General features: G+C 72.1%; 28 protein-coding genes. 14 read left to right on the top strand and 14 right to left on the bottom strand.

Annotation, left to right across the window (positions count from 1 at the left end; translation table 11 throughout):
• Positions 1–163 precede the first annotated feature (163 nt).
• The gene (gene ahcY / locus VGO20_RS20315) at positions 164–1,468 is read left to right on the top strand and encodes an adenosylhomocysteinase (RefSeq protein ID WP_327504207.1); all 1,305 of its coding nucleotides are present in this window, start codon (positions 164–166) and stop codon (positions 1,466–1,468) included.
• A gap of 198 nt (positions 1,469–1,666) precedes the next feature.
• Positions 1,667–4,156 (top strand): PAS domain-containing sensor histidine kinase, encoded by a 2,490-nt coding sequence (locus tag VGO20_RS20310; RefSeq protein WP_327504206.1) that lies wholly within the window; start codon positions 1,667–1,669, stop codon positions 4,154–4,156.
• A gap of 62 nt (positions 4,157–4,218) precedes the next feature.
• On the opposite strand, the gene VGO20_RS20305 is transcribed toward VGO20_RS20310, so the two are convergent.
• A complete protein-coding gene (locus VGO20_RS20305; RefSeq protein ID WP_327504205.1) occupies positions 4,219–5,553 on the bottom strand; it encodes an ATP-binding protein in 1,335 nt (444 codons plus the stop codon).
• On the bottom strand, positions 5,550–6,269 hold the full coding sequence (locus VGO20_RS20300) for a response regulator (protein WP_327504204.1): 720 nt from the start codon (positions 6,267–6,269) through the stop codon (positions 5,550–5,552). The genes VGO20_RS20305 and VGO20_RS20300 overlap by 4 nt, the downstream gene beginning before the upstream one ends.
• 174 nt (positions 6,270–6,443) lie before the next feature.
• Here VGO20_RS20300 and VGO20_RS20295 point away from each other — a divergent pair, with 174 nt between their 5' ends.
• Complete coding sequence (locus VGO20_RS20295; RefSeq protein ID WP_327504203.1) at positions 6,444–6,911, top strand: Spy/CpxP family protein refolding chaperone; 468 nt, start codon at positions 6,444–6,446, stop codon at positions 6,909–6,911.
• Positions 6,912–6,946: 35 nt separating this feature from the next.
• Here VGO20_RS20295 and tatA read toward each other — a convergent pair whose 3' ends face one another.
• From tatA to VGO20_RS20270, 5 genes are all read right to left on the bottom strand, one after another.
• On the bottom strand, positions 6,947–7,117 hold the full coding sequence (tatA, locus tag VGO20_RS20290) for a twin-arginine translocase TatA/TatE family subunit (protein ID WP_327504202.1): 171 nt from the start codon (positions 7,115–7,117) through the stop codon (positions 6,947–6,949).
• 11 nt (positions 7,118–7,128) lie between these two features.
• Positions 7,129–7,314, bottom strand: coding sequence for a hypothetical protein (locus VGO20_RS20285; protein ID WP_327504201.1), 186 nt, complete (start codon positions 7,312–7,314; stop codon positions 7,129–7,131).
• Positions 7,315–7,328: 14 nt separating this feature from the next.
• Positions 7,329–7,535: a hypothetical protein gene (locus tag VGO20_RS20280; RefSeq protein ID WP_327504200.1), complete on the bottom strand. Its 207-nt coding sequence runs from the start codon at positions 7,533–7,535 to the stop codon at positions 7,329–7,331.
• A gap of 145 nt (positions 7,536–7,680) precedes the next feature.
• Positions 7,681–8,097 (bottom strand): hypothetical protein, encoded by a 417-nt coding sequence (locus VGO20_RS20275; protein ID WP_327504199.1) that lies wholly within the window; start codon positions 8,095–8,097, stop codon positions 7,681–7,683.
• 59 nt (positions 8,098–8,156) lie between these two features.
• A complete protein-coding gene (locus tag VGO20_RS20270; protein WP_327504198.1) occupies positions 8,157–9,176 on the bottom strand; it encodes an NAD(P)/FAD-dependent oxidoreductase in 1,020 nt (339 codons plus the stop codon).
• A gap of 96 nt (positions 9,177–9,272) precedes the next feature.
• Between VGO20_RS20270 and tsaE the strand changes: the two genes are divergently transcribed.
• From tsaE to addB, 4 genes are read left to right on the top strand one after another with little or no spacing between them, the layout of a single operon-like run.
• Positions 9,273–9,746, top strand: coding sequence for a tRNA (adenosine(37)-N6)-threonylcarbamoyltransferase complex ATPase subunit type 1 TsaE (gene tsaE, locus VGO20_RS20265; RefSeq protein ID WP_327504197.1), 474 nt, complete (start codon positions 9,273–9,275; stop codon positions 9,744–9,746).
• Positions 9,743–10,750 (top strand): aminoglycoside phosphotransferase family protein, encoded by a 1,008-nt coding sequence (locus tag VGO20_RS20260; RefSeq protein WP_327504196.1) that lies wholly within the window; start codon positions 9,743–9,745, stop codon positions 10,748–10,750. Before tsaE ends, VGO20_RS20260 begins: the two co-directional genes overlap by 4 nt.
• A gap of 4 nt (positions 10,751–10,754) precedes the next feature.
• A complete protein-coding gene (locus tag VGO20_RS20255; RefSeq protein WP_327504195.1) occupies positions 10,755–11,495 on the top strand; it encodes a nucleotidyltransferase family protein in 741 nt (246 codons plus the stop codon).
• Positions 11,480–14,470, top strand: coding sequence for a double-strand break repair protein AddB (gene addB / locus VGO20_RS20250; protein ID WP_327504194.1), 2,991 nt, complete (start codon positions 11,480–11,482; stop codon positions 14,468–14,470). Before VGO20_RS20255 ends, addB begins: the two co-directional genes overlap by 16 nt.
• A gap of 26 nt (positions 14,471–14,496) precedes the next feature.
• Here addB and VGO20_RS20245 read toward each other — a convergent pair whose 3' ends face one another.
• On the bottom strand, positions 14,497–14,970 hold the full coding sequence (locus VGO20_RS20245) for an Lrp/AsnC family transcriptional regulator (RefSeq protein WP_327504193.1): 474 nt from the start codon (positions 14,968–14,970) through the stop codon (positions 14,497–14,499).
• Positions 14,971–15,082: 112 nt separating this feature from the next.
• On the opposite strand from VGO20_RS20245, the gene VGO20_RS20240 reads away from it, so the two are divergent.
• From VGO20_RS20240 to VGO20_RS20230, 3 genes are all read left to right on the top strand, one after another.
• Entirely contained in the window at positions 15,083–15,736 is a 654-nt protein-coding gene (locus VGO20_RS20240; RefSeq protein ID WP_327504192.1) for a VOC family protein, read from the top strand.
• A gap of 104 nt (positions 15,737–15,840) precedes the next feature.
• The gene (locus tag VGO20_RS20235; protein ID WP_327504191.1) at positions 15,841–16,101 is read left to right on the top strand and encodes a BrnT family toxin; all 261 of its coding nucleotides are present in this window, start codon (positions 15,841–15,843) and stop codon (positions 16,099–16,101) included.
• Positions 16,089–16,448, top strand: coding sequence for a helix-turn-helix domain-containing protein (locus VGO20_RS20230; protein WP_327504190.1), 360 nt, complete (start codon positions 16,089–16,091; stop codon positions 16,446–16,448). Before VGO20_RS20235 ends, VGO20_RS20230 begins: the two co-directional genes overlap by 13 nt.
• Before the next feature lie 70 nt (positions 16,449–16,518).
• Here the strand turns inward: VGO20_RS20230 and VGO20_RS20225 are convergent, their stop codons facing one another.
• The gene (locus VGO20_RS20225; protein ID WP_327504189.1) at positions 16,519–17,055 is read right to left on the bottom strand and encodes a L,D-transpeptidase family protein; all 537 of its coding nucleotides are present in this window, start codon (positions 17,053–17,055) and stop codon (positions 16,519–16,521) included.
• 147 nt (positions 17,056–17,202) lie between these two features.
• On the opposite strand from VGO20_RS20225, the gene addA reads away from it, so the two are divergent.
• Positions 17,203–20,703, top strand: a complete 3,501-nt coding sequence (gene addA, locus VGO20_RS20220; RefSeq protein WP_327504188.1) for a double-strand break repair helicase AddA — start codon at positions 17,203–17,205, stop codon at positions 20,701–20,703.
• Positions 20,704–20,748: 45 nt separating this feature from the next.
• Here addA and VGO20_RS20215 read toward each other — a convergent pair whose 3' ends face one another.
• Both VGO20_RS20215 and VGO20_RS20210 read right to left on the bottom strand, forming a co-directional pair.
• Positions 20,749–21,003 carry a hypothetical protein gene (locus VGO20_RS20215; RefSeq protein WP_327504187.1) on the bottom strand — a complete coding sequence of 85 codons (255 nt, stop codon included), beginning with the start codon at positions 21,001–21,003 and terminating at the stop codon, positions 20,749–20,751.
• Positions 21,004–21,048: 45 nt separating this feature from the next.
• Positions 21,049–21,411 (bottom strand): hypothetical protein, encoded by a 363-nt coding sequence (locus tag VGO20_RS20210; RefSeq protein ID WP_327504186.1) that lies wholly within the window; start codon positions 21,409–21,411, stop codon positions 21,049–21,051.
• A 128-nt stretch (positions 21,412–21,539) separates the two neighbouring features.
• Here VGO20_RS20210 and VGO20_RS20205 point away from each other — a divergent pair, with 128 nt between their 5' ends.
• Positions 21,540–22,208, top strand: coding sequence for an endonuclease III domain-containing protein (locus VGO20_RS20205; RefSeq protein ID WP_327504185.1), 669 nt, complete (start codon positions 21,540–21,542; stop codon positions 22,206–22,208).
• Between the two features lie 12 nt (positions 22,209–22,220).
• Here the strand turns inward: VGO20_RS20205 and VGO20_RS20200 are convergent, their stop codons facing one another.
• Entirely contained in the window at positions 22,221–22,814 is a 594-nt protein-coding gene (locus VGO20_RS20200; protein WP_327504184.1) for a DUF2076 domain-containing protein, read from the bottom strand.
• 217 nt (positions 22,815–23,031) lie between these two features.
• On the opposite strand from VGO20_RS20200, the gene VGO20_RS20195 reads away from it, so the two are divergent.
• Together VGO20_RS20195 and trxA are read left to right on the top strand one after the other, a co-directional pair.
• Positions 23,032–23,232 carry a hypothetical protein gene (locus VGO20_RS20195; RefSeq protein ID WP_327504183.1) on the top strand — a complete coding sequence of 67 codons (201 nt, stop codon included), beginning with the start codon at positions 23,032–23,034 and terminating at the stop codon, positions 23,230–23,232.
• Positions 23,233–23,372: 140 nt separating this feature from the next.
• On the top strand, positions 23,373–23,693 hold the full coding sequence (trxA, locus tag VGO20_RS20190) for a thioredoxin TrxA (protein ID WP_327504182.1): 321 nt from the start codon (positions 23,373–23,375) through the stop codon (positions 23,691–23,693).
• Between the two features lie 112 nt (positions 23,694–23,805).
• On the opposite strand, the gene VGO20_RS20185 is transcribed toward trxA, so the two are convergent.
• Complete coding sequence (locus tag VGO20_RS20185; protein ID WP_327504181.1) at positions 23,806–24,366, bottom strand: DUF2726 domain-containing protein; 561 nt, start codon at positions 24,364–24,366, stop codon at positions 23,806–23,808.
• A 431-nt stretch (positions 24,367–24,797) separates the two neighbouring features.
• Positions 24,798–25,712: a DMT family transporter gene (locus VGO20_RS20180; RefSeq protein WP_327504180.1), complete on the bottom strand. Its 915-nt coding sequence runs from the start codon at positions 25,710–25,712 to the stop codon at positions 24,798–24,800.
• Between the last annotated feature and the right edge of the window lie 55 nt (positions 25,713–25,767).

Here is a 25,767-nt window from a genome sequence, read left to right as displayed (position 1 = left end):
GGGAAAACCTTCAGGTCAATCCGATCGGCTGAACGGACCCCATTTCGGCCGCCCGGATGGCCAGGAGGGAGCGCGGCGAAACATAAAGATGTCTTTATGCTTGCCCGGTCCTGCCGCCGTTGCTAAACCGTGTCCAAACCTATTCCGAGGAAGGAGCACACGGATGGCCGCGCCTGCAGGGTTCACCGACTACAAGGTGAAGGATATCGGTCTGGCCGACTGGGGCCGGAGAGAGATCGCGATCGCCGAGACCGAGATGCCGGGCCTGATGGCGCTGCGCGAGGAGTACGGGACGTCGAAGCCGCTCAAGGGTGCGCGCATCGTCGGCTGCCTCCACATGACGATCCAGACCGCGGTGCTGATCGAGACGCTGACCCATCTCGGCGCCACGGTCCGGTGGTCGTCCTGCAACATCTTCTCGACCCAGGACCATGCCGCGGCCGCCATCGCGGCGACCGGGGTTCCCGTCTTCGCCTGGAAGGGCGAGACGGAGGAGGAGTTCTGGTGGTGCATCGAGCAGACGCTGCGCGGTCCGGACGGCTGGACGCCGAACATGATCCTGGACGACGGCGGCGACGTGACGCAGATCCTGCACGACAAGTATCCGGAGATGCTGAAGGACGTGCGCGGCCTGTCGGAGGAGACGACGACGGGCGTCCACCGCCTGTATGAGCGCGCGCGCGCCGGCACGCTCCTCGTCCCGGCGATCAACGTCAACGACAGCGTCACCAAGTCGAAGTTCGACAATCTCTACGGCTGCCGCGAGAGCCTGGTCGACGGCATCAAGCGCGCGACCGACGTCATGATGGCGGGCAAGGTCGCCGTGGTCTGCGGCTACGGCGACGTGGGCAAGGGCTCGGCCGCCTCGCTGCGCAGCCAGGGTGCTCGCGTCATGGTGACTGAGATCGACCCGATCAACGCGCTCCAGGCCGCGATGGAGGGCTATCAGGTCGTCACGATGGAGGACGCGGCCCCGGCCGGCGACATCTTCGTGACGGCGACCGGCAACGTCGACGTCATCACGCTCGACCACATGCGGCAGATGAAGGACCGGGCGATCATCTGCAACATCGGCCACTTCGACAGCGAGATCCAGATCGACTCCCTTCGGAACTACAAGTGGGAAGAGGTCAAGCCGCAGGTCGACGAGGTCGTGTTCCCCGACGGCAAGCGGCTGATCGTCCTCGCCAAGGGCCGGCTCGTGAACCTGGGCTGCGCGACCGGCCATCCGAGCTTCGTGATGTCGGCGAGCTTCACCAACCAGGTCCTGGCCCAGCTCGAGCTGTGGCAGCATCACGACCGCTACGAGCGCCAGGTCTACGTCCTGCCCAAGCACCTCGACGAGAAGGTCGCGAGCCTGCATCTCGAGAAGATCGGGGCGAAGCTGACCAAGCTGACGGACAAGCAGGCGACGTATATCGGCGTCGGCCACAACGGGCCGTTCAAGCCCGACACCTACCGGTACTGAACCGGCCTGCGCCGGCCACCCCTACGTTCCCACGCCCCGCGGATCTCCGCGGGGCGTTCGCGTTCCAGGCCTTTCTCCCAAACGGGCACGCCATGGTTCATTGCTATCGCATTAACCATCGTGTCGTGAGATAAACGGCGACGGGGCCGCAGCGCCCGGTCCGATTTTTTTGGTGCATGGCAGGCGACACGCGCGGAAGTGAAGGAAGCGACAGCAAGATATCTGCCCGCGCTCGCCGTCCTGCCGATGCTCGCCGGCGCCGCCGCAGTCGCGATCGCCGGCGGCGATGCCGCCATGGTCGGCCTCGCGGCGGCAGGCGCAGGCGCAGGCGCCGCGGCGGTCGGCATCCTGACGGCGCGCGGAAGCCGGGCACGCCAAGCGCTCGCGCAGGAACGCGCCTCGCGCAGGCATCTCGAAACCCTGCTCGACGGCGCACCCGACGCCTGGGCCGGCTGGAGCGCCGGCGGCACGCGGACGACGATCTCGCCGGGGTTCTGCCGCCTGCTCGGCATCGAGCGTTGCGACCGGCCGGAAGAGATCGAGGCGGCCCTGGCTCCTTCCGACGCGGCCGCCTTCCGGGACGCCTTCGCCCATCTGCATGCGACCGGCCGGGGGTTCCAGTTCACGGCGCAGACCGCGGACGGGGAGCGCACCCTGCAGACCACCGGCCGGCGCGGCCGTCCGCCGGACGGGGCGCGGGCGGCCGCGGAGACCTGCGACATCGTGTGGCTGCGCGACGTCAGCGCGCTTGCGGTCGAGGCGAGGCGGCTGGACAGCCGGCGCGGCGCCGCCGAGGCGCTGGCCCAGGACCTGCGCACGGCGCTCGACGTCGTCCCCTACCCGATCTGGCTGCGCCGCCAGGACCTGTCGCTCGCCTGGGTCAACGCCGCCTACGCGAAGGCGATCGAGACCACGGCGGCCGCGGCGGCCGAGGAGCAGCGCGAGTTCACGGCCGGGGTGCCGGGCTCGTCCGGACGCGACCTCGCCCGCCAGGCCCTCGCCACGGGCACCGCCCAGTCGGAATCCGTGCACCTCGTCGTCAACGGCCAGCGGCGCCTGTTCGAGATCACCGAGGCGCCGATCCCGGCGCCGGCCGGGTCCGAACCCCTGGTCGTCGGCTACGCGATCGACGCCACCTCCAACGAGGACCTGCGCAACGAGGTCGCCCGCCACGTCTCGGCGCATGCGGAGATGCTGGAGCAGCTCGGCTCCGCGATCGCGATCTTCGGCCCCGATACGAGGCTGCGCTTCTACAACCACGCCTATCTCGACCTCTGGGACTTCGAGGAGGCGTGGCTGGACACCGAGCCGACCTATGCCGAGGTGCTCGAAGAGCTGCGCACCCGGCGCCGCATAACCGAGCACGCGGACTTCAAAGGCTTCCGCAAGGAGCAGATCGCCCTCTTCACCTCCCTGATCGAGCCGCAGGAGGACCTGGACCACCTGCCGGACGGGAAGACGCTGCGCCGGCTCGTCGTGCCGCACCCGTTCGGCGGCCTGATGTTCATCCTCGAGGACGTCACCAACGCGCTGGCGCTGGAATCCTCCTACAACACGCTGATGGCGGTGCAGCAGGAGACGCTCGACAACCTGGCCGAGGGCATCGCCGTGTTCGGCGGCGACGGCCGGCTGAAGCTGTCCAACCCCGCCTACGGCCGCATCTGGAAGCTCGACACCGCCGCCCTGAACGGCGAGCCGCACGTCGTCGAGCTGATCGAGAAGATGAAGGGGCTGTTCGACTACGGGGACGACTGGGAGAGCTTCCGCAACGACATGATCGGCAACGCGCTCGACCGCACGGCGCGCTCCGGGCGGATCGCGCGGGCGGACGGCTCGACGATCGAGTTCGCCAACGTCCCGCTGCCCGACGGGGCGGTGCTCAACAGCTTCCTCGACGTCACCGACACCCAGCGCGTCGAGCATGCGCTGAGGGAGCGCAACGCGGCGCTGGAGACCGCCGACCGCCTGAAGGCGGAGTTCATCGCGAACGTCTCGTACCAGCTGCGCACGCCGCTGAACGCGATCATGGGCTTCGCGGAGATCCTGGCGAACCAGTATTTCGGCCAGTTGAACGAACGCCAGCTCGACTATTGCCGCGCGGTCCTGGACAGCGGCAACCGGCTGCTGCTGCTGATCAACGATATCCTCGACCTCGCCACCGTCGAGGCCGGCTTCATGGTCCTGGAGCGCAGGCCGGTCGACCTCGCAGCCCTGCTCGCCAGCGTCGCCAACCTCACCCGCGAATGGGGCCGCAAGCAGGACCTGCGCATCGACGTCGAGTGCGACGAGAGCCTGGGCTCGGCCGACGCCGACGAGAAGCGGCTGAAGCAGGCGCTGTTCAACCTGATCAGCAACTCGATCAAGTTCACCCCGGCCGGCGGGCGCATCGTCGTCGCGGGCCGGCGCCGCGACGGGTGGATCGAGCTTTCGGTCAGCGACACCGGGATCGGCATCGCGCCCGACGACCAGGGACGCGTCTTCGACCGCTTCGAGCGCGCGCATCCCAACGCGCGCCAGGTTGGCGTCGGCCTCGGCCTGTCGCTGGTCAAGAGCTTCGTCGAGCTGCATGGCGGCCGGGTCGAGATCGAGAGCCGCATCAACGAAGGCACCACGGTGCGCTGCCTGCTGCCGGCCAGCCCGACGCCGCTGGCGATCGCCCCGGCCGAGCGGCGGGACGCCGCCTCCTAGAGCGCTTCCGGCGGGGCGGGGGCGCGGTCGCGCCCCCGAGCGTTTCCGGACGACCGGAAACGCTAGCGATCCGCTTCGGGCAAGACCAGGCGCGCGCGCAGGCCGCCGCCGGGCCGGTTCTCCAGCACGACGTCGCCGCCATGCGCGCGGGCAACGGTGCGCGCGACGGACAGGCCGAGGCCCGTCCCGCCGGTATCGCGCGAGCGCGAGCGCTCCAGCCGGTAGAACGGCGCGAAGACCCGCTCCAGCTCCGCCTCGGGGATGCCCGGGCCGTCGTCCTCGACCAGGACGGTGACCTGGCCCGGCCCCTCGACCAGCGACAGGCGCGCCGTGCCGCCGTATTTGGCGGCGTTGTCGGCGAGGTTGCCGACGGCGCGGCGGACCGCCACCGGGCGGCAGTCGAAGACCCGATGCGCCGGCCCGTCGTAGGAGGCGGCGCGGCCGGCGTCGGCCATGTCGTCGGCGATGCTCTGCAGCAGGGCGGCGAGATCGATGCGCTCGCGCGGCTCCTGGCGCGCGTCGTCGCGCGCGAAGGCCAGGGTCGAGACGATCATCGCCTCCATCTCGTCGAGGTCGGCAAGCATGCGGCGCTGCTGGTCCGGGTCCTCGACGAACTCGGCCCTGAGCCGCAGCCGGGTCAGCGGCGTGCGCAGGTCGTGGCCGATCGCGGCCAGCATCTGCGTGCGGTCGTCGACGAAGCGCTTGAGCCGGTCCTGCATCCGGTTGAACGCGCGGGTGGCGCTGCGCAGCTCGCGCGGGCCGGTCTCGGGCAGGAGCTGCGCCTCCCCGTCCAGCCCGAGCCGCTCGGCCGCCCGCGCGAAGCCCTGGATCGGCGCGGTGATCCGGCGCGCGGCCAACCACGACACCAGCACGACGACGGCCGCGATCAGCGCCATCCACAAGGCGAAGCGCAGCAGCCGGAACGGGCCGTCGCGGTCGGCGTCGGCCCGGAACGACAGCCACGAGCCGTCGGCCAGCGCCACCGCCATCGTCATCACCCGCTCGCGCGTCCGGCCGCCGCGCACGTCGACCAGCACCGGCCGGCCCGGATCGCCGAGTTCGGCGCGGAGATGGCGGCGCAGCGCGTCGAAGGGCAGCCCGCGGGCGTCGCGCAGGCCGTCGGGCACGCGCTCGTGCCACGCGATCTCGAGCCCGGCCGCGTCCAGCGCCCGGACGACGCGGGGGCGCTCGCGCGCCGGGGTCGCGTCGGCGACCTCGACCACGGCGACGACGCGGCGGACGAGCTGGAACGGACGGGCCGGCGAGCCGCCATGGCCGTGGTCGAGGACGTAGAGGCCGGCGCTGACCACCTGGGTCAGCAGCAGCGCCAGCACGATCGTGACCGCGATGCGGCCGGCGATGCCGAGCGGCGGAACACGGGGCAGCCGGAGCGTCACTTCGCGCTCACCTCGGGTGTGAAGACGTAGCCGCCGCTGCGCACGGTCTTGATCATCACGGGGTCCTTGGGGTCGGGCTCGATCTTGCGGCGCAGGCGGCTCACCTGCACGTCGATGCTGCGGTCGAAAGGTGCGGCCGCCCGGCCGCGCGCGAGGTCGAGCAGCCGGTCTCGCGACAGCACGCGGCGCGGATGCTCGGCGAAGGCGACCAGCAGCTCGTACTCGCCGGCGCTGAGCTGGACCAGCACGTCGCCGGGCGCGCGCAGTTCCCGGCGCGCGAGGTCGAGGCGCCAGCCCTCGAACTCCAGGACGCGGCCGGCCGGCTCCGCGGTCCCGCCGGACCCGCCGCCGGCCCGGCGCAGCACCGCCTTGATCCGCGCCAGCAGCTCGCGCGGGCTGAACGGCTTCGCCAGATAGTCGTCGGCCCCCATCTCGAGGCCAATGATCCGGTCCGTCTCCTCGCCCATCGCGGTCAGCATCACAATCGGCGTCTGGCGCGTGGCGCGCAGCCGGCGGCACAGGCTCAACCCGTCCTCGCCCGGCAGCATCAGGTCGAGCACGACCAGGTCGATGCGCGCCTCGTCGAGCACGCGCATCATTGAGACCCCGTCCCGCGCCGTGCTGACGCGGTAGCCGTGGCGCGACAGGAAGCTCGACACCAGGGAGAGGATCTCGCGGTCGTCGTCGACGATGAGGAGGTGGGGCTGGCGGTCCATGGCCGGATCATTCGGCATTTCCGGCCCGGCGCGTAGGGGAAATTTGTTACCGCCCGTTACGGAGCCGGTCCCGGTTACACACGGTTACAAATCTCCCCGGCCCCCGACATCAAGCGGTTACACGCCCGGCCGAAGATCGGCCCATCAGCCCATCGACGTGAAAGGCACCAACCCATGAAGAAGCTTCTTCTCGCCCTCGCCGGCACCGGCATCCTGGCCGCCGGCATCGCCGTCGCCGCCCCCGGGACGGGGCACGCCTGGGGCGGCCGGGGGGCGGGCGGCCCGCTGGCCCATTTCTGCGGCGAGGGCAGCGACGCCCGCCTCGCCGGCATGCTGGCCTACGCCGAGACGCGCCTCGGCATCACCGACGAGCAGCAGGCCGCCTGGGACGCCTTCGAGCAGCAGGTCACGACCTCGACCGGGCCCATGGACCGGCTGTGCGAGCAGATCGGCACGGCCGAGCAGCCGACGACCCTGCCCGAGCGCATGGCCCGGTTCGAGCAGGTCGCCGAGGCCGGCCTTGCGCAGCTGCGCGAGATCCGGCCCGCGGTGGAGACCCTGTACGCCGAGCTGACGCCCGAGCAGCAGAAGATCGCCGACGAGATGATGCGCCGCGGCCGCGGCGGACCTCACCACCGCTGAGGGTATGCGGGCCGGGGCGACCGCCCCGGCCCGCGTCAGCCCTGCCTGGTCTCGTCGGCCGGCCCGTCCTCGACCTCCTTCAGGCCGGACTTGAAGTTCCGCACGCCCTTGGCGAGGTCGCCCATCACGCTCGGCAGCTTGCCGGCGCCGAACAGGACCAGCACGGCAAGGAGGATCAGGACGATCTGCCAGATTCCGACGCTCATTCCCGCCTCCCTCAACCGGCCTGCTGGACGAAGACGACGGCCGCCCCGCCCAGCACCATGAAGGCGAGGAGCAGCCGGAGCACGTCGTCGCCGAACAGGGCGAAGGCGTCGCGCCGGACGTAGCGGCGCAGGCCCGTGGCGGCCACGGCGAAGGCGAGCCCGAAATGGCTCCACAGGTAGATCTTCATCGCGAGCATTGCAGGTCTCCGGGTCAGATCAGGCCGTGGATGCCGACGACGAAGCTCAGCAGCACCAGGCAGAAGTACCCGAGCAGGATCAGCTCGGAGCGCGTTTCGCCGCGCAGCAGAGCCGGCGTCGGCGTGCGCAGGTAGAACCGGCGCAGCGGCCGCGCCACGGCGACGGACAGGATGAAGAGGCCGAAGCCCACAAGGCTTTCGACGTAGAGGTGTTCCAGCATTTTCCCGCACCCTTCCCGGGCGCCGGCCGCGGGGCCGGCGCCGACATGCGGTCCCCAGGCATCGCGCGGGGACCGACCGTATATCTCGGCTGATCGGGGAAGGCCGGCCACGCGGGCCGGCGCCACCCGGACGGGGAACCCGTCCTCAGGCGGCGGGAGGGCCGGTGGGCGAGCGCGGGCCGGTGCGGCCGGCCTCGGACGCGGGGGTGGAGACGGTCTCGACGAAGGGGATCCGCCACGAGGACGGCAGGACCGCCACCCGGTCGGCCGGCGCCATGTCCGGCGCGGGAGGTGCGGGCGGCGCCGCGAGCGCGTGGCGAGAGGTCTCCAGCGTCACCGGGCGCGGCAGGAAGAAGCTGTCGAGCGCGTCCTCCCCGTCGACCAGGCCGGGCGACGCGGCATCGGCCGGGCCGGGAGCGCCCCAGCCGCCGGCCGCCTCGACGGTCGTGCCGAGGAACGACATCAGCAGCGACAGGACGAGCGCCAGCGCGACCGCCCTGAAGCCGCCGCGCCCGCCCCTGCCTGTGCCCTTGCCCGGACCGCCGGTCCCGTCCTCGCCCATGGGCCGGAGACTACTCCGAAAGCCGGTCGCGCACGAGGACGATTTGGAGAGGACGGGCCTCAGGCGCCGGGCACGCCCTTGGTCGTCGAGTACTCGAAATGCAGGACCTCGTCCGGGTGGACGAGCGGATGGATCGCGTGCGCGGCCTGGGCCGCCTCGGCGAAGCCGGTCAGGATCAGCTTCAGCTTGCGCGGATAGGTCGCGACGTCGCCGACCGCGAACACGCCGGGGGCGCTGGTGGCGCAGGTCGAGGGATCGACCACGATATGGCTGCGGTCCAGGCCCAGGCCCCATTCCGCGATCGGGCCGAGGTTCATCGACAGGCCGAAGAAGGGCAGCAGCACGTCCGCCTCCAGCACCCGCTCCTCGCCCTCCAGCGTCGCGACGCGCACGCCGGTCAGGTCGCCGTCGCGCCCCTCCAGGCCGGAGAGCTGGTAGGGGACGACCATCTCGATCCGGCCGTCGCGCACGAGCTGGTCCATGCGCGACACGCTCTCGGGTGCCGCGCGGAACTTGGGCCGGCGGTGGACGACCATGATCCGGGACGCGACCTCGGCCAGGCTGATCGCCCAGTCCACGGCCGAGTCGCCGCCGCCCGCGATCACCACCCGCTTGCCCGCGAAGTCCTGCCGGCGGCGCACCAGGTAGTGGACGGAGCGGCCCTCGTACCGCTCCAGCCCGTCGAGCGGCGGGCGGTTCGGGCCGAAGGCGCCGACGCCGGCCGCGACGATCACCGCGCGCGCGTCGATCCGCCGGCCGGCCGAGGTCTCGACCAGCCAGCGCCCGCCCTCGGCGGGGGTCAGCGCCGTGACCTGCTGGCCGAGGTGGAACACCGGGTCGAAGGGGGCCGCCTGCTCGCCCAGCCGCTCGATCAGGTCGGCGGCGTCGATCGAGGGATGGGCGGGGATGTCGTAGATCGGCTTCTCCGGATAGAGGGCGGAGCACTGGCCGCCGATCATGTCCAGCGCGTCGACGACGTGGCAGCGCATCTTCAGCATGCCGCATTCGAAGATGGCGAACAGGCCGACCGGGCCGGCACCGATGATGGCGACGTCGGTTCGCTCCACAGCACTCGACATGACGACTCCGGAACAGCTAGGAAAGGGCCAAGAGGGGACAGCGTCTCCCATGTTCATGTCCGGTTTTCCCCGGGCAATCAACCCCGGAGCTTCGCGATGCCTGCCGACGCCGCGCAACGGGTCTTCGAGCTTCCCGACGAGGAGGCCACGCAGGCACTCGCCCGCGGCCTCGCCGGGCAGCTGCGCCCGTCGGACGTGGTGGCGCTGGCCGGCGACCTCGGCGCGGGCAAGACCGCGTTCGCGCGCGCGGTGATCCAGGCGCTGGCCGGCGAGGACGAGGAGGTGCCGAGCCCGACCTTCACGCTGGTCCAGGTCTACGACGCGCCGGTCGCCCAGATCTGGCACTTCGACCTCTACCGCCTGTCCGATCCGTGGGAGGTGGTGGAGCTGGGCTGGGACGAGGCGCGCGAGGGGGTCTGCCTGGTGGAATGGCCGGACCGCCTCGGCCCGATGCTGCCGGCCGAGCGGCTCGACCTCGGCCTCGAGATCCTGGGCGGCGAGCGGCGGCGCGCGACGCTCGCCGGGACGGGAAGCTGGGCCGCGCGCCTGGACGCGGTGGCGCCGGCATGAGTGGCCGCGCGCAGGCGGTCGAGCGGTTCCTGGACGAGGCCGGCTGGGCAGGTGCCGGGCTCAGCCTGCTGGCCGGCGACGCGTCGGGCCGCCGGTACCTGCGGCTGGACTTGGGCGGGCGCAGCGCCGTGCTGATGGACAGCGCCCCGCCGGCGGCCGACGTGCCACCCTTCCTGCGGGTCGCCGGGCTGCTGCGCGCCACCGGCTTGAGCGCGCCCGACATCCTCGCGGCCGACCCGGCCGCGGGGCTGGTGCTGATGGAGGATTTCGGCGACGACGTGTTCGCGGCACTGCTCGACCGCGGGGCCGTGCCCGAGCCGCTGTTCGCGCTGGCCGTCGACACGCTGGCCGAATTGCACCGCCGCTTCGATGCCGCCCGCGACACAGCCGGGCTGCCGGTCTACGACGCGGCGCGCTTCCTCGACCAGGTGATGCTGTTCGCGGACGTGTGGCTGCCCGAAGCCCTGGGGCACGACGCGGCGCAGCGCGAGCGGCCGGGGCTGGAGCGGGCGTGGCGCGAGGTGCTGTCCGGCGTGCCGCCCCTGCCCGCCTCGCTGCTGCACCGGGACTTCTTCGCCTGCAACCTGATGCTGCTGCCCGGCCGGCCGGGAGTGGCGGCGTGCGGGCTGCTCGATTTCCAGGACGCCGGGATCGGGCCGGTATGCTACGATCTCGTCTCCCTCCTCGAGGATGCGCGGCGCGACGTCCCGCCGGACCTGGCCGAAGCGATGACCGCACGCTATCTGCGCGCCTTTCCGGACCTGGACCCGACGGGCTTCCGCCATGCCATGGCCGTGGTCGGCGCGGTGCGGCACGCGCGCATCGCCGCCGTCTTCGTCCGGCTGTGGTCGCGCGCGGGCAAGCCCGGCTATCTCGATCACCTGCCGCGGGTGTGGCGGCAGATCGAGGCGAGCCTGCGCCACCCGGCGCTGGCGCCGGTCCGGGCGTGGTTCGACCTGCACCTTCCGCCCGGCCTCCGGGCCCCTCTCTTTGCCCCACGATGACGACATGACCACCTGCACCCCTGCCTTCACGCATGCCATGATCCTCGCCGCCGGCCTCGGCCTGCGCATGAGGCCGCTGACCCTGGAGCGGCCGAAGCCGCTGGTGCGGGTGGCGGGCCGCACCCTGCTCGACCACGCGCTCGACCGGCTCGAGGAGGCCGGGATCGGGACCGTCGTCGTCAACACGCATTACAAGCCGGAGATGATCGAGCGGCACCTCGCGGAGCGCGCGAGCCCGCGCACGGTCCTGTCGCCCGAGCCGGAGCTGCTGGAGACCGGCGGCGGCGTGCGCAGGGCGCTGCCCCATCTCGGCGACGGGCCCTTCGTCACCGTGAACTCCGACGCGCTGTGGCTGGACGGGCCGAGCCGCGCGCTCGACCGGCTGGCGCGCGCCTGGGACCCGGCGCGGATGGACGTGCTGCTGCTGCTGCACCCCACGGTCGCGGCGGTCGGGTTCGAGGGGCCGGGCGACTTCCGCATGGACCCGGACGGCAAGGTGCATCGCCGCCCCGCCGGCCTGCTGGCGCCGTTCGTGTTCGCCGGGGTCCAGGTGACGACGGCCGCCGCCTATGCCGACATGCCGGACGGCCCGTTCTCCAACAACCTCGTCTGGGACCGCGCGCTGGCGCGCGAGCGCCTGTACGGCGTGCGGCACGACGGGCTGTGGTTCCATGTCGGCACGCCCGACGCGATCCCCGAGGTCGAGGTCCGGATGGACTACGTGCGCCCATGCGCGGAGAGCTGATCCCGGGCCTGTACACGATCGCGCCGGCGCTGCCCTTCGTGGACGCGCTGGCGGCGGGCATCCTGGAGCGGATCGGCCACGACCCGCTGGCGCTGGCGGGGTGCACGGTGCTGCTGCCCAACCGCAGGGCCTGCCGGACCTTGCGCGAGGCGTTCCTGCGCATCTCGCGCGGGAGCCCGCAGCTGCTGCCGAGGATGAGCCCGATCGGCGACCTGGACGCCGACGAGCTGTCGCTCGGCCTCGCCGACCTGCCGGGCCTGGCGGAAGGGCTGGAGCTGCCGCCGGCGATGGACGAGGTGCGCCGCCAGCTCCTCCTGGCGCAGGCGATCCTGCGGTCGGGCGCGACCGAGGCGCCCGACCAGGCGGCGCGCCTGTCGGTCGAGCTGTGCCGGCTGCGCGACCAGATGATCGCCGAGGGCGTCGGCGCGGAGCGCCTGGACGGCATCGTGCCCGAGGACCACGCCAGGCACTGGCAGATCACGCTCGACTTCCTGAAGATCCTGCGCGAGGTGTGGCCGCTGATCGAGGCGGCCGAGGGGGCGGTGGACGCGGCGACACGCAGCCGCGCCATGCTGGAGGCGCAGGCGGCGCTGTGGCGCGAACGCCCGCCGGCGGGGCCGGTGATCGCCGCCGGCCACACCCATGTCAGCGCGGCGGCCGCCGGCCTGCTGTCGGTGGTTGCGGCGCTGCCCCGGGGCATGGTGGTGCTGCCGGGCCTCGACCGCGACATGGACGAGCGGAGCTGGGAGGCGCTGGACGAGGCGCATCCGCAATACGAGCTGTCCTGCCTGCTCAAGTCCCTGGGCGCGCGGCGCGAGGACGTCCGGCCCTGGGAGGACGTGCATGCCGGCCAGTCCCGGGCCAGCCGGCCCCGCGCCGCGCGCACGCGCCTGATCGCCGAGGCGCTGCGCCCGGCGGCGACGACCGAGGCGTGGCGCGACCTCGCGGACATCGACGAGGCGGCGCTGGCCGGCGTCACCCGGATCGACTGCCCCGGCCCTCGCGAGGAGGCGGGCGCGATCGCGCTGATGCTGCGCGAGGCGCTGGAGACGCCGGGCCGGACGGCGGCGCTGGTGACGCCGGACCGCAATCTGGCGCGCCGGGTCGCGACTGCGCTCGGCCGCTGGGGCATCGCGATCGACGATTCGGGCGGCCGCCCGCTGCGCGACACCGCCGCCGGCACCTTCCTGCGCCTCGTCGCGGATTGCGGCTTCCGGCAGGCGGAACCGGTGCGGCTGCTGGAGCTGCTGAAGCACCCCCTCACCTCCGCCGGGCGCGACCCGGCCGCGTTCCGCGCGATGGCGCGCCGGCTGGAGCTGGCGGTGCTGCGCGGCCCTCGGCCGGGGCCGGGCTTCCCCGGCATCGAAGCGGCGCTGGCGGGGGCGGAGCGCGCACCGGAAGGGCTGGCGGCTTGGCTGGAGCCTCTCGGCACGCTGATGCAGCCATGGCTGGACGCCCTGGCGGCACCGGAGCCCCGTCCCCTCGCGCAGTGGCTGGCGCTGCATGGCGAGCTGGCCGAGGCGCTGGCGGCATCCAACCGGGAGATCGGGCCGGAGCGGCTGTGGCGGCACGAGGACGGCGAGGCGGCGGCGCGGTTCCTGAACGAGCTGCTGCGCGCGGCGGCCGATTTCCCGCCGCTGACGGGGTCCGGCTACGTGCGCCTGTTCGAAGCGCTGCTGGCGGCGGCACCGGCGGTGCGGCCGCGCTACGGCCGGCATCCGCGGCTCGCGATCCTCGGCCTGCTGGAGGCGCGGCTGCAGCGGCCCGACCTTGTGATCCTGGGCGGGCTGAACGAGGGGACCTGGCCGCCGGACCCCGGTGCCGATCCGTGGCTGTCGCGCCCGATGCGCAAGTCGCTCGGCCTGCCGACGCCGGAGCGGCGGATCGGGCTGTCGGCGCACGACTTCGCCCAGCTCTCCCATGCCGACGAGGTCGTGCTGACCCGGTCGGAACGGGTGGACGGGACGCCGACAGTGCCGTCGCGCTGGCTGCTGCGGCTGGACACGGTGCTGGCCCGCCTCGGCCTCGACGACCGCATCGGCGGCGAGGGCGCGCGCTGGCTCGCCTGGGCGGCCGAGTTGGACCGGCCCGGCGCGGTGCGCCCGGCGGCCCCGCCGGAACCGCGCCCGCCGGTGCGCGCCCGGCCGCGCAAGCTGTCGGTGACGCAGGTCGAGACCTGGATGCGCGACCCCTACGCGGTCTATGCGCGCCACGTGCTGCGGCTGTCCGCCCTCGACCCGATCGCGGCCGACCCGGGGGCGGCGGAGCGCGGGCAGTTCATCCATGCCGCGCTGGACGCGTTCCTGCGCGCGCATCCGGGCGCGCTGCCGGCGGATGCGGCCGAGCGCCTGAAGGCCGAGGGCGAGCGGGCGTTCGGCGACCACCTCGCCCGGCCGGACGTGTGGGCGTTCTGGTGGCCGCGGTTCGAGCGGATCGCGGACTGGTTCGTCGCGCGCGAGACCGAGCGGCGGGCGACGATCCGCACGCTGGCGACGGAGGCGAAGGGCACCCTCGTCCTCGACGGGCCGGCGGGGCCGTTCACGCTGACCGGCACCGCGGACCGGCTGGACCTGCTGCCGGACGGCAGCCTCGCGATCCTCGACTACAAGACCGGCAGCCCGCCGGGCGCGGGCGAGATCGCACTGGGCTTCGCGCCGCAGCTGCCGCTGGAAGCGGCGATGGCCGCGGCCGGCGCCTTCGAGGGGCTGGAGCCGCGCCCGGTGACGGAGCTGGCGTTCTGGAAGCTGACCGGAGGCGAGCCGGCCGGCCAGGAGATCCCGATCGAGGGATCGGACGTGGCGCGCCTCGTCGCCGAGGCGCGGGACGGGCTGCTGGCGCTGATCCGCGCCTTCGACGACCCGGCGACCCCCTACCGCGCGCTGCCGCGCCCGGACCGCGCACCGCGCTACAGCGACTATGCGCATCTGGCGCGGGTGCAGGAATGGGCTACGGGCGGGGGCGACGGCGGGGAGTGAGCGCGCGGTCGCCCCGGCCCGCGGCCTCAGGGGTCCTGGACGAAATCGAGAGGCAGGGCCGTGGTCTGCTTGAGGGTCTCGAAGGCGAAGGCGGTGGAGACGTCGACGAAGTCCACCGCCCCGATCAGGCGCCTGTAGAAATCCCTGTAGCCGTCGAGATCGGGGAGCGCGACGCGGAGCAGAAAGTCGACGGAACCCGACAGGCGATGGAATTCCATGACCTCCGGCATGGCCGCGACCGCGTCCGAGAACCGCTCGAACCAGTCCGCGTCGTGATGACTGGTCTTCAGCATCACGAACGCCGTGACCCTGGCATTCACCGCGTGGGGCGAGACCAGCGCCACCCGCTTCCTGATGACGCCCTCGTCCTCCATCCTCCTGACCCTGCGCCATACCGGCATCTGCGACAGGCCGACACGGCCCGCAAGCTCGCCGAGGCTGAGGGAGGCGTCCTCCTGGAGTTCCCTTAAAATCTTTCTATCGGTTTGATCCAGCTTCATGAAAACACATTTTACGGACGAGGGTTATCGCGCTCAACTCCAAACACCTTTAGCTCGCCTGGGGCTGTAGGCTTCGTCCCGAGGCCGATCAAGGCGCGGTACGGAGGGAGAGATGTCCGGTATTCGATTGGTCATGGACCACCTCGTCGTCGGGGCCCTGACGCTGGAGCAGGGCGTCGAGTACGTCCGGGACGTCCTGGGAGTAGAGATGCCCGCGGGCGGAAAGCATCCGTCGATGGGGACGCACAACAGGCTGATGCGGGTCGGCGAGGGCGTGTTCCTGGAGATCATCGCCGTCGACCCGGACGCCGGGCCGCCTGGAAGGCGGCGGTGGTTCGCGCTCGACGACCCGGCGATGGCCGCCCGCCTGCAGCGGCGCCCGGGGCTGATCGCATGGGTCGCGGGCACGACGGAGCTGGAGGCGAGCCTTCGGCGCTGCCCGGAGGATCTGGGGCGGCCGGTGGAGGTGCGGCGGGACGACCTGCATTGGCGCATCGCGGTCCGGGACGACGGCGCGATCCCTGGAGAAGGAGCGCTGCCCATCCTGATACGCTGGCCGGACGGTCCGCACCCCTCAGCCTCCATGACCGACCTCGGCATCCGCTTGGTGCGCCTGAGGGTCGGCCATCCGAAGCCCGAGCGCATTACCGCCTGCCTGTCGGCGCTCGGCGGCGAAGGCCTGGTCGACGTGACCCGAACCGATGGGGCTCCCGGCCTCGATGCCGAGTTCCGCCTTGCGGACGGCACCGTCCGCACGCTGGACTGACCCTGCGCGCACGGACGAGCGCGTCGCGCAGGAGCAAGCGCGGGCCGGTCGCCTTCTGCCGCTTCCTTCTTGCGCGCCATACGGCATTGCCGTATTTTTCCTTCATGGATATCGAATTCGACACGGCCAAGGATCAGGCCAATCGGAGCAAGCACGGGGTGTCGCTCGCCCTCGGTCAGATGGTCCTGGAGCATTGTGTCGCCGATATCCCTGACGCTCGCGAGTACAGCGAAAGCCGACGGGTCGCCTACGGCTTGGTTGCCGGACGCCTCTTCGCCTGCGTCTACACGATGAGAGGCGACGCCTACCGCCTCATCTCCGTCCGTAAGGCCAACGCCAGGGAGCAGCGCAGATGGCTACGGTGAAGATGACCAGGGAAGATGCCGAGAAGGCTCTCCGCGAAGTCGATTGGAAGGTCGTCGACGCCATGACCGACGACGATATTGCCCGTCAGGTCGCAGAGAACCCGGACGCCGCACCGATCCTCACCGATGCGGAAATGGATCGCCTCGCGGTCGCCGGCCGCATCCGGAACATCCGCGGCCGGCTCGGACTGTCGCAAGCGGCTTTCGCGGAGCGGTTTCGCATTCCGCTCGCGACCGTCCGCGACTGGGAGCAGGGACGGCGCGTGCCCGATGCAGCGTCCCAAGCCTACCTCACGGTGATCGAGCGGAACCCCGAGGCAGTCGTAGCCGCGCTGGATGCGGCTTGATCTGTGCACGGTCCTGGATGGAGGCTTTTCATCCATTGCCCCTCCCCCGGGAGGAGAGCCTTCGGGCCGGTCATGGCAGGATCTCGATGGGCGTTCCGTCCGGGACCGCCCGCCAGATCTCCTCGATCTCGGCGTTGGTCACGGCGATGCATCCGGCGGTCCAGTCCAACTGCCGGTGCAGGGTACCGAGCCAGCCGAACCCGTTGCGAATGCCGTGGATCATGATGTCGCTCCCCGGCGGCTCTCCACGGGCCTGCGCCGCTGCGACGTCGCGAGGTTCAGGATAGCTGATGCGCAGCGAGAGGTGATAGGCACTGTTCGGATTGCGTCCGCTGATGCGGTAGATCCCTTCCGGCGTTCTGTTGTCGCCTTCGCGCCGCTTGGGTCCCGGCTCACCCTGCCCCAGGGCCACCTCATAGGTCTTGAACGGCTCTCCACCTCGCCAGAGCGTCATTTCCCGCCGGGCTTTCCGAACCACGATCCGGTCGGCCTGGACGCCCGGCGGCAGTATGGCCGTTTCGGGCGCCGGATAGGCGCGCCAGGCCAACGGCACGCTCCCGGCCATGACGAGCCCGAGGCATGAAAGCAGGAAGGAGCGTCGCTTCATCGATCAGGATACCGCCGGCTTGCTTCGCGGCCATCAATCCCACGCATATAGCACACCGCCGCACGTGCCCACGGGGAGCATGGCCAACGCCCTTCCCCCTCCCCCGCCCGCTCCGGTACAAGGGGGTATCCGCAGCCGGGCAGCCCGATGATCCTCGCCGACCGCGTCGTCCCGATCGATCCCAACGTGAAGCAGCGCTCGGCTTCCGATCCCGAATGCTCGGTCTGGGTCGGGGCGTCGGCCGGCACCGGCAAGACCAAGGTGCTGACCGACCGCGTGCTGCGCCTGATGCTGTCGGGCACGCCGCCGCACCGCATCCTGTGCCTCACCTTCACCAAGGCGGCCGCCGCCGAGATGGCGAACCGCATCAACGCCACGCTCGCGCGCTGGGCCACCGCCGAGGACGCGGACCTGGAGGACCGGCTGTTCGACCTGTGCGGCGAGCGCCCCGACGCCGCGACGCGCACGACCGCGCGCCGCCTGTTCGCCCAGGTCGTCGACTGCCCCGGCGGCATGAAGATCCAGACCATCCACGCCTTCTGCCAGTCGCTGCTGCGCCGCTTCCCGCTGGAAGCGCGCCTGCCGCCGCATTTCGAGGTGATGGACGACCGCACGGCGGAAGAGCTGCTGGCCGAGGCGCGCGACGGCGTGCTGCGCGGCGCGCGCGCCGCGCCCGACACCGCGCTCGGCCATGCGCTGCGGCGCCTCACCCGCGACGTCGGCCAGGACGACTTCGCCGAGATCCTGCGCATGCTCGCCTCCGAGCGCGGGCGCATCCGCCGCATCCTGGAACGCCATGGCGGGCTGGAGGGCACCATCGCCGCCGTGTACGCCCATCTCGGCGTGCCGCCGGGCACCGACGACGCCGGCGTGCTGGAGGAGATCTGCCGCGACGACGCCTTCGACGGGCCGGGGCTGCGCGACGCCTGCACCGCGCTGGACGGCGGCAGCGACGCCGACCGCGAGCGCGCGACCGCGATCCGCGCCTGGCTGGAGACGGCCGACCGGCGCGCCGTCACCTTCCAGACCTTCGCCCGCCTGTTCCTGACCGCCGAGGGCCAGCCTCGCAAGACGCTGATCACCAAGAAGGCCGCCGCCGGCCTGCCCGCGGCGGCCGAGGCGCTGGAGCGCGAGGCGGCACGGCTCGTCGAGGCGACCGAGCGCGTGCGCGCGGCCGGCGTCGCCGCGGGGACGGCGGCGCTGCTGCGCCTCGCCGACGCGCTGCTCGATCGCTATGGGGATCTGAAGGGCGGGCGCGCCCGGCTCGACTACGACGACCTGATCCTGCGCGCGCTGGACCTGCTGCGCGATCCCGGCGCACCCTGGGTGCTGTTCAAGCTCGACGGCGGGCTCGACCACCTGCTGATCGACGAGGCACAGGACACCAACCCCGACCAGTGGCAGGTCGTGGCCGCGATCGCCGAGGAGTTCTTCGCCGGCGCCGGGGCGCGCGACGTCACGCGCACCCTGTTCGCGGTCGGCGACGAGAAGCAGTCCATCTACAGCTTCCAGCGCGCCGACCCGGCGGAATTCGCGCGCATGCGCGACCATTTCGGCCGCCACGTCGCCGAGGCGCAGGCGCTGTGGTCGCGCGTCGACCTGGAGATCTCGTTCCGCTCCACCGCCACGGTGCTGGAGGTGGTGGACGGCGTATTCCGGATGGAGGCCGCGCGCGACGGCGTCGCCTTCGAAGCCTCGACCGTGATCCGCCACGTGCCGTTCCGGCGCGGCCATGCCGGGCTGGTCGAGCTGTGGCCGCCGGTCGTGCCGGAGGAACGCCCCGACCCCGAGCCCTGGGCGCCGCCGCTGGCGCGCGAGCGCGCCGACGCGCCGTCGGCCCGGCTGGCCGCCGTTATCGCGGCGACGGTGCGCGGCTGGCTGGATCGCGGCGAACGGCTGGAGGCGCGCGGCCGGCCGGTGCAGCCCGGCGACGTCATGGTCCTGGTGCGCCGGCGTACCGGCTTCGTCGAGGAGCTGGTGCGCGCCTGCAAGGAACGCGGCGTGCCGGTGGCCGGCGTCGACCGCATGGTGCTGACCAGCCAGATCAGCGTCATGGACCTGCTGGCGCTCGGCAACTTCCTGCTGCTGCCAGACGACGACCTGACGCTCGCCACCGTGCTGAAGGGGCCGCTGATCGGCCTGTCGGAGGAGCAGCTGTTCGAGATCGCCTGGAACCGCCGCGGCTCGCTTTGGCAGGCGCTCTCGGCGCGGGCGGAGGCCGACGGCACGCTGTTCGCGGGGATCTGGCGCGCCGCCCACGACTGGCTGGCCGCGCGCCTGGCCGAGACCGACTTCGTGCGCCCGTTCGAGCTGTTCGCCGGCGTGCTGAGCGCGCCCTGCCCCGCCGATCCCGGCGTCGGCGGCAGCGGAAGGCGCGCGATCCTCTCGCGCCTCGGCCCCGACGCCGAGGACCCGCTGGACGAGTTCCTGTCCGCCTGCCTCGCCTACGAGCGCGGCCATCCGCCGTCGCTGCAGGGCTTCCAGCACTGGCTGGAGACCAGCGACGCCGAGATCAAGCGCGAGCTGGAGCAGGACGACGGCGAGGACGGCGGGCGGCTCAGGATCATGACCGTCCACGGCTCCAAGGGCCTGCAGGCGCCGGTCGTGTTCCTGCCCGACACCATGGGCGTGCCGACCCAGGGACCGCGCGTCCTGTGGCCGGACGGGGAGCTGGACGTGCCGCTGTTCGCGCCGCGCCGGACCTCGGAGGACAGGAGCTGCGCCGAGGCGCGCGCACGGGCCGACCGGCGGCGCGACCAGGAATACCGCCGCCTGCTGTACGTCGCGCTGACCCGGTCGGAGGACCGCCTCTACATCTGCGGCTGGCAGGGGCGGCGCGCCCCCGGCGCGGCCTGCTGGTACCGGCTGGCCGAAGCGGCGATGGAGGAATCGGCCGAGCCGGTCGAGTTCGACTTCACCGACCGCAGCCCCCAGGGCTGGCGGGGGCCGGGCTGGCGGCTGAAGGGGCACCAGACCGTGCCGTCGCGCGCCGACGGCATGGGCGTCGCGCGCGAACGGGCGCACCACCGGCTGCCGGCCTGGGCGCACCAGCCGCCGCCCGAGGAGCCGCGGCCGTCGCGCCCACTGACGCCGTCGCGCCCGGACCAGCCGGAACCGGCCGTGCGCTCGCCGCTCGGCCCCGGGGACGGGGCGCGGTTCCTGCGCGGGACGCTGGTCCACCGGCTGCTGCAGACGTTGCCCGAACTGGCGCCGGAGAGCCGCGCGGAGGCCGCGCGCACCTGGCTGGCGCGCCCCGCGCACGGGCTGACGGCGGAACTGCGGGACGAGATCGCGCGCGAGACGGTCGCAGTGCTGGAGGACGCCCGCTTCGCCCGGCTGTTCGGGCCGGGCAGCCGGGCGGAGGTGCCGGTGGTCGGCGTCGTGGCGCCCGACCGGGTGCTGTCCGGCCAGATCGACCGGCTGCTGGTCGACGGGGACGGCGTGTGGGTCGTCGACTACAAGACGAACCGTCCCCCTCCGCTCCGGGAGGAGGACGTCTCGCCGGTCTATCTCCAGCAGATGGCGGCGTATCGCGCCGCGCTGGCGCTGATCTACCCGGGCCGGCCGGTCCACTGCCTGCTGCTGTGGACCGACGGGCCGCGACTGATGCCGCTGAGCCCGGCGCTGCTGGACCGCTGGGCGCCCTAGCGGCGGGGCCCACCCCCTCCCGTTGCACGGAAGGGGGATTTTCTCCTACTGGTACAGGCGCTCGGCTTCGAGCGCGATGCCCTGGCGCAGGAAGCGGAAGGCGGCGACGAGGCCGGCGGCGGCGACGGGGATCGGCAGGCCGTCGCGCACGACGTCCGGCAGGCCGGCATAGTCGGCGCAGACCCAGACCAGGCCGAGGGGGATGGGCAGCAGGGTCACGAGAAGGAAGAACGTGGCGCTGAGGGCGCCGAGCACGGCTTCGAGCCGCGGGCGGCGCGCCGGGTCGCGGGGGGTCGTCATGGCGGATGTCCCGATGGGGTTGCGTTCGCTGGAGAAGGAATCGTCTCAGGCGAACGGCGGCCCGGTCGGGAAACGGGGTCCGGCACGCCCCCGCGCCGGAGGCGGTGCGCCCGAGTCCGGCTGCCGGCCGGCGGCCAGCGCGGCGTGGGCGGCGGGCGCGGCATCGGCGGCAAGCTCGTCCGGGCCGTCCGCGCGCGGCGGGTGCTTCTTTTCCTGGACGAGGGGTGCCGGATGCAGGGCGTGCAGGAACCCGCCCGCCGCCCACTGGGCGTAGCCGCCCTCCAGCGCGCCGGAGGGCGCCGGGAGCGGGCCCCGGTGGGGCACGACCGAAAGCGACGCCGACGCGGTCAGGACCGCGAACAGCACCGCCAGCAGCTTCATGACCGTGTCGCGAACGCGCAGGGGCACCTGGGTCAGGTCCGATCCCGGAACCGGCCTCGTGGCCGTCGGCGGAACATGGTCGCGTTCGGCAGCCGAATCAAATGAAAGTTGGAGATGCGCGCGACCGCGGGCGCGCGCCGGCTGTTGGCGCCGGCATGGAAGCGAAGGCCCCCTTCGACGTCGACGAGGCGTTCCGCCGGCTGCGCATCGCGACCGCCGGCCTGCCGAAGGCGGCGATGTTCGAGCTGCGCGACCGCGGGCATGCCTCGCCGTTCGAGCAGCTGGTCGGCGCGCTGATCTCGGCGCGCACGCGCGACGAGACGACGACGGTGGTGTGCGAGCGCCTGTTCGACGTCGCGGCGACGCCGGACGCGATCTCGGCGCTCGACGAGGACCGGCTGGCCTTGCTGCTGGACGGGGCCACCTTCCCCGAGCCGAAGGCCCGCGACCTCAGGCGCATCGCGCGCGAGATACTGGAGCGCCACGACGGCGCCGTGCCGGACACGATGGAGGGGCTGACGGCGTTCCGGGGCGTCGGCCCCAAGATCGCCGCCCTCACGCTCGCGGTCGGGTTCGACCGGCCGGCGATCGCGGTCGACGTCCACGTCCACCGGGTCGCCAACCGCTGGGGCTACGTCGCGACGGCGACGCCGGAGCGGACCATGGACGCGCTGGCGGCCAAGCTGCCGCAACGCTACTGGATCGAGATCAACGAGCGCCTCGTCCCCTTCGGCAAGGCGGTGTGCACGGGCGTGCGCCCACGCTGCTCGACCTGCCCGCTGTTCTCGATGTGCGCGCAGGTCGGCGTCGGGGCGCACCGGTAGGGCGGGACGGGGTCAGAACTCCTCGTCGCCGAAGTCGCCCCAGTCGCCGGCGGCCTCTTCTCCCGGCTCTTCAGCGGTATCCTCGGCGGCCACGTCCTCGGCGGGATCGGGCTCCGGCTCGGCGGCGACGGCAGGCTTGGGGGCCAGCAGCCCGGCGATCATGTTGCCGACGACCACGCCGCCGGCCACCGCCATCGCCGTCTGCAGCGCGCCGCCGAGGAAGCTGCCGCCGCCCGGCCGGCCCCAGGGCCCGGACGGCTGGCTTGCCGCGAGGTCGTGCCGCCGGCCGGACGCGGCGGCGGGCGGGGGTGCGGGCTGGCGGGCGGGGTCCGGCCTGCCGCCGCCGAACAGCCCGGCGAGGAAGCCGCCGCCGGCGGGGCGGCTGCGCAGCTCGCCCTCCAGCTCCTGGATGCGGTCCTGGGCCGCGGCCAGGGCCTGCTCCTGGATCACGATCGCCTGCGTCATGTAGTAGGGCGCCGCCGGCTGGGCCGACAGGCGCTCGGCGATGTGGCGCTCGGCTTCGGAGTCGCGCGGGCCGCCCTGGCCCTCGGCTTGGCGCAGCTTGCCGAACAGGTCGTCGATGATGCGGCGCTCGTTCTGGTCCATGTCCGTTTCCCGATTACCGCCGGGACGGCCGCGGCATTCGTCCCCCCCGGGTGCCGCGGCCGGCGGGTCCCGGCGGCAGAAGGAACCCGCACCGTGAGAACGCGCGACGCGGGGCTTTCATCCCGGACGCGCGGGCGAATTTGCGGCGGCGGCACAGGAACCTCGCAACCACGTCCCGGTTTTCGCTGCAGGGAACCAGCCAGGAAAGGATACGGCTATGGCCGAGGACAAGCACGACAAGGCGCACGACCTCGCCGAGGAGGCGCTCGACGACATGGTCTCGGGCGACCGCAAGAAGGGCGAGAAGAAACTCGACGAGGCCCGCGGGATCGACCCGAAGGCCGTCGACGAGCTGGGCCGCGAGGTCGAAGAGGACAGGAAGTCGGCGAAGAAGCACCGAGACGATAAGCAGAAGTAATTTCTGCTACTATAAGGAGAGTGGGCGACTTGACCGGGGTGGGTGGTGCCCTTACATTCGAGCGAACCGCAACGCAGGCAGCCTAGGCAGCTCCACGGCACCGGCCGAAGCCGGCCCGTTCACCGGAGACAAGGGACACCATGAGCACCACGAAAATCACCGACGCCACCTTCAAGTCCGACGTGCTGGACTCCCAGCAGCCGGTCCTGGTGGATTTCTGGGCGGAGTGGTGCGGCCCGTGCCGCATGATCGCCCCCGCCCTGGAGGACATCGCGAACGACCTGCAGGGCCGGCTGACCGTCGTCAAGCTCAACGTCGACGAGAACCCGAACACCCCGGCGCAGTACGGCGTGCGCGGCATCCCGACGCTGATGCTGTTCAAGGACGGCAAGGTGGCGGCGACCAAGATCGGCGCGCTGCCGAAGACCCAGTTGCAGCAGTGGGTCGAATCCTCGCTCTGACGAGGTCCGACCGGCACCGAAACGAACGGCCCGGCCCCTTCGGGGGCCGGGCCGATTCATGTCCGCGGCGAGGGCGGGACCGCAGCCCGCGCCACGCAATGCGCCGCAGCCTTCATCCGGCCTCGGCCTTCGTGCTCCCCGCGGCGGCATGGCTCCACCCAAGGGCGTCCAGCACTTTGCGCCTGACCCCCTCATCGCTTTCACCGTCCTGAACCTCGACATACGCGACCCCGGCCTTGCGCAAGGCTTCCTTCTTGACCGCGTCGCGCCCGGCGGCGTCGCCCTGGTAATGGCCGCCGCCCTGGTATTCGACGGCGACCGCCGGCTGGCCGAAAGGATCGATGATCAGGATATCGATGCGCTTGCTGTTGATGGACTCGAACGCCTTGCGGTCTTCGGTGCCGATGATCTCGCCGAGGCTGGTCTGCGCGAAGACCCGGTGCCCCTTGCCCGAAGCCTTCACCAGACCCTCGATGGTCCGGAAGACGAGGTATTCCGCCCGGCTCATCACGCTTTTCTTGCGAAAGGCGGCGTTCATGACGAAACGGAGCTGATTGGCAGTGTCCCTCGTGCTGAACCTGGCGGAGTTTTCGCGCTTGCGCTGCAGTTCCGCACGGAACTTGAAGTGATATGCCGCGAACGCGATCAGTGCGGCGGTCAGGACCGTTTCCAAAGCTCACCCCGGAGGCAGCGGAACGCATAAGAGGTTATAGCGTTCAATCTCATCTCCAATTAAGGGAGTCAAGGATACCTTCCACTCCCTTCGGTTGGATTTCCTGCCGGATCGGGCTGCTTCGCATCGGGTGGAAAGCGGGCGCACGCGACTGCAAGGCCTGGTAGAGCGTTAGAAACCCCGGCTCCAGTTCTCGAAGTCTCCCATGCCCGTTTCCGGTCCCGGCAACCGACGCTCAACCATCGAGAGAATTTACGCCTGGCTTTCCTTGGAAGTCGGGCCCCGGTGAGGTCGACTGACGTTCTGCCTCGCGGTCGGACCGGCTGGCGGGCGTTTGCAGTCGCGCCCGGATCGCCCCCGAGGTTCACCGGCCGCAGGCTCGATTCGTGGGGAGGCGGACGGGCGGCGGCGCCGGACGCGCAGAGGGAGGATCAGACCGCCGCTGCTTCGCGCGCGGCCCGCGCGCGCACCCGCTCCCGGTGCCAGACATACAGCCCGCTTGCGACGATCACGGCGCCGCCGACCAGCGACCATGCGTCGGGGACGTCGCCGAACACGATCCAGCCCGCCGGGAACGCCCAGACGAGCTGCGTGTAGGTGAACGGCGCCAGCACCGCGGCCGGCGCGTGCGCGTAGGCGCGGATCAGCATCATGTGCGACACGCAGCCGATCACGCCCAGCGAGACCAGCATCACCCAGCCCTCGGCGTCCGGCGTCTTCCAGTTGCCGAACGGCAGCATCGCGCTGGAAATCACGAGCCCGCCGATCGCGGTCCAGAACAGCGTGGTCAGGGAGTTGTCGCTCCGGCTCAGCACCCGGGTCGAGATCTGGTACAGCGCATAGCAGACCGCCATCAGCAGCGGCAGCAGCATCGCCGGATGCATGTCCGGCCCCGGTCGGATCACGATCAGCACGCCGGCGAAGCCGACGACGACGGCGGCCCAGCGGCGCGGGCCGACCCGCTCGCCCAGCAGCGGCATCGACAGCGCCGTCATCAGCAGCGGCGCCAGGAAGCCGATCGAGCTCGCCACCGGCAGCGGCATGAACTGCAGCGCCGTGTAGAACAGGGACGTCACCGAGACCAGCATCAGCGAGCGGAACAGCTGCAGCCCCGGCCGCGCCGGGCGCATGATCACCCGCCCGCTCGCCAGCAGCGGCACCATCAGCAGCATGTGGAAGGCGTAGCGCGCCCATACCACCTGCCAGATCGGATACCGGGCCCCGAGATACTTGCCGAGCGAGTCCATCACGACGAACAGGATCACCGCGCCGAGAATCAACGCGATGCCTCTGCTCGGAAGTCCGGCCTGGACTCCGGGGCGGGCGGCGGTGGTCATGCTGGTCATGGCGCGACTATCGCTCAAAGCCCGCCGCCGAAGCCCGAACCATTTCGCGGGTCAG

This window comes from Arenibaculum sp. (assembly GCF_035998295.1).
Lineage (GTDB): Bacteria > Pseudomonadota > Alphaproteobacteria > Azospirillales > Azospirillaceae > DASYHS01.
The sequence above is the reverse complement of the archived record's forward strand: the minus strand, read 5'-3'. Positions and strand labels throughout refer to the sequence as shown.

Coding starts and splice junctions, on each gene's coding strand:
- VGO20_RS20215 (WP_327504187.1), bottom strand. CDS start 21,003: ATGACGACCCCCCGCGACCCGGCGCGCCGCCCGCGGCTCGAAGCCGTG.
- tatA (WP_327504202.1), bottom strand. CDS start 7,117: ATGAGCGTCGGAATCTGGCAGATCGTCCTGATCCTCCTTGCCGTGCTG.
- VGO20_RS20255 (WP_327504195.1), top strand. CDS start 10,755: ATGACCACCTGCACCCCTGCCTTCACGCATGCCATGATCCTCGCCGCC.
- VGO20_RS20225 (WP_327504189.1), bottom strand. CDS start 17,055: ATGAAGCGACGCTCCTTCCTGCTTTCATGCCTCGGGCTCGTCATGGCC.
- VGO20_RS20230 (WP_327504190.1), top strand. CDS start 16,089: ATGGCTACGGTGAAGATGACCAGGGAAGATGCCGAGAAGGCTCTCCGC.
- VGO20_RS20280 (WP_327504200.1), bottom strand. CDS start 7,535: ATGCTGGAACACCTCTACGTCGAAAGCCTTGTGGGCTTCGGCCTCTTC.
- VGO20_RS20260 (WP_327504196.1), top strand. CDS start 9,743: ATGAGTGGCCGCGCGCAGGCGGTCGAGCGGTTCCTGGACGAGGCCGGC.
- tsaE (WP_327504197.1), top strand. CDS start 9,273: ATGCCTGCCGACGCCGCGCAACGGGTCTTCGAGCTTCCCGACGAGGAG.
- VGO20_RS20195 (WP_327504183.1), top strand. CDS start 23,032: ATGGCCGAGGACAAGCACGACAAGGCGCACGACCTCGCCGAGGAGGCG.
- VGO20_RS20295 (WP_327504203.1), top strand. CDS start 6,444: ATGAAGAAGCTTCTTCTCGCCCTCGCCGGCACCGGCATCCTGGCCGCC.
- VGO20_RS20240 (WP_327504192.1), top strand. CDS start 15,083: ATGTCCGGTATTCGATTGGTCATGGACCACCTCGTCGTCGGGGCCCTG.
- ahcY (WP_327504207.1), top strand. CDS start 164: ATGGCCGCGCCTGCAGGGTTCACCGACTACAAGGTGAAGGATATCGGT.
- VGO20_RS20235 (WP_327504191.1), top strand. CDS start 15,841: ATGGATATCGAATTCGACACGGCCAAGGATCAGGCCAATCGGAGCAAG.
- VGO20_RS20270 (WP_327504198.1), bottom strand. CDS start 9,176: ATGTCGAGTGCTGTGGAGCGAACCGACGTCGCCATCATCGGTGCCGGC.
- VGO20_RS20275 (WP_327504199.1), bottom strand. CDS start 8,097: ATGGGCGAGGACGGGACCGGCGGTCCGGGCAAGGGCACAGGCAGGGGC.
- trxA (WP_327504182.1), top strand. CDS start 23,373: ATGAGCACCACGAAAATCACCGACGCCACCTTCAAGTCCGACGTGCTG.
- VGO20_RS20205 (WP_327504185.1), top strand. CDS start 21,540: ATGGAAGCGAAGGCCCCCTTCGACGTCGACGAGGCGTTCCGCCGGCTG.
- addB (WP_327504194.1), top strand. CDS start 11,480: ATGCGCGGAGAGCTGATCCCGGGCCTGTACACGATCGCGCCGGCGCTG.
- addA (WP_327504188.1), top strand. CDS start 17,203: ATGATCCTCGCCGACCGCGTCGTCCCGATCGATCCCAACGTGAAGCAG.
- VGO20_RS20300 (WP_327504204.1), bottom strand. CDS start 6,269: ATGGACCGCCAGCCCCACCTCCTCATCGTCGACGACGACCGCGAGATC.
- VGO20_RS20245 (WP_327504193.1), bottom strand. CDS start 14,970: ATGAAGCTGGATCAAACCGATAGAAAGATTTTAAGGGAACTCCAGGAG.
- VGO20_RS20180 (WP_327504180.1), bottom strand. CDS start 25,712: ATGACCAGCATGACCACCGCCGCCCGCCCCGGAGTCCAGGCCGGACTT.
- VGO20_RS20200 (WP_327504184.1), bottom strand. CDS start 22,814: ATGGACCAGAACGAGCGCCGCATCATCGACGACCTGTTCGGCAAGCTG.
- VGO20_RS20285 (WP_327504201.1), bottom strand. CDS start 7,314: ATGCTCGCGATGAAGATCTACCTGTGGAGCCATTTCGGGCTCGCCTTC.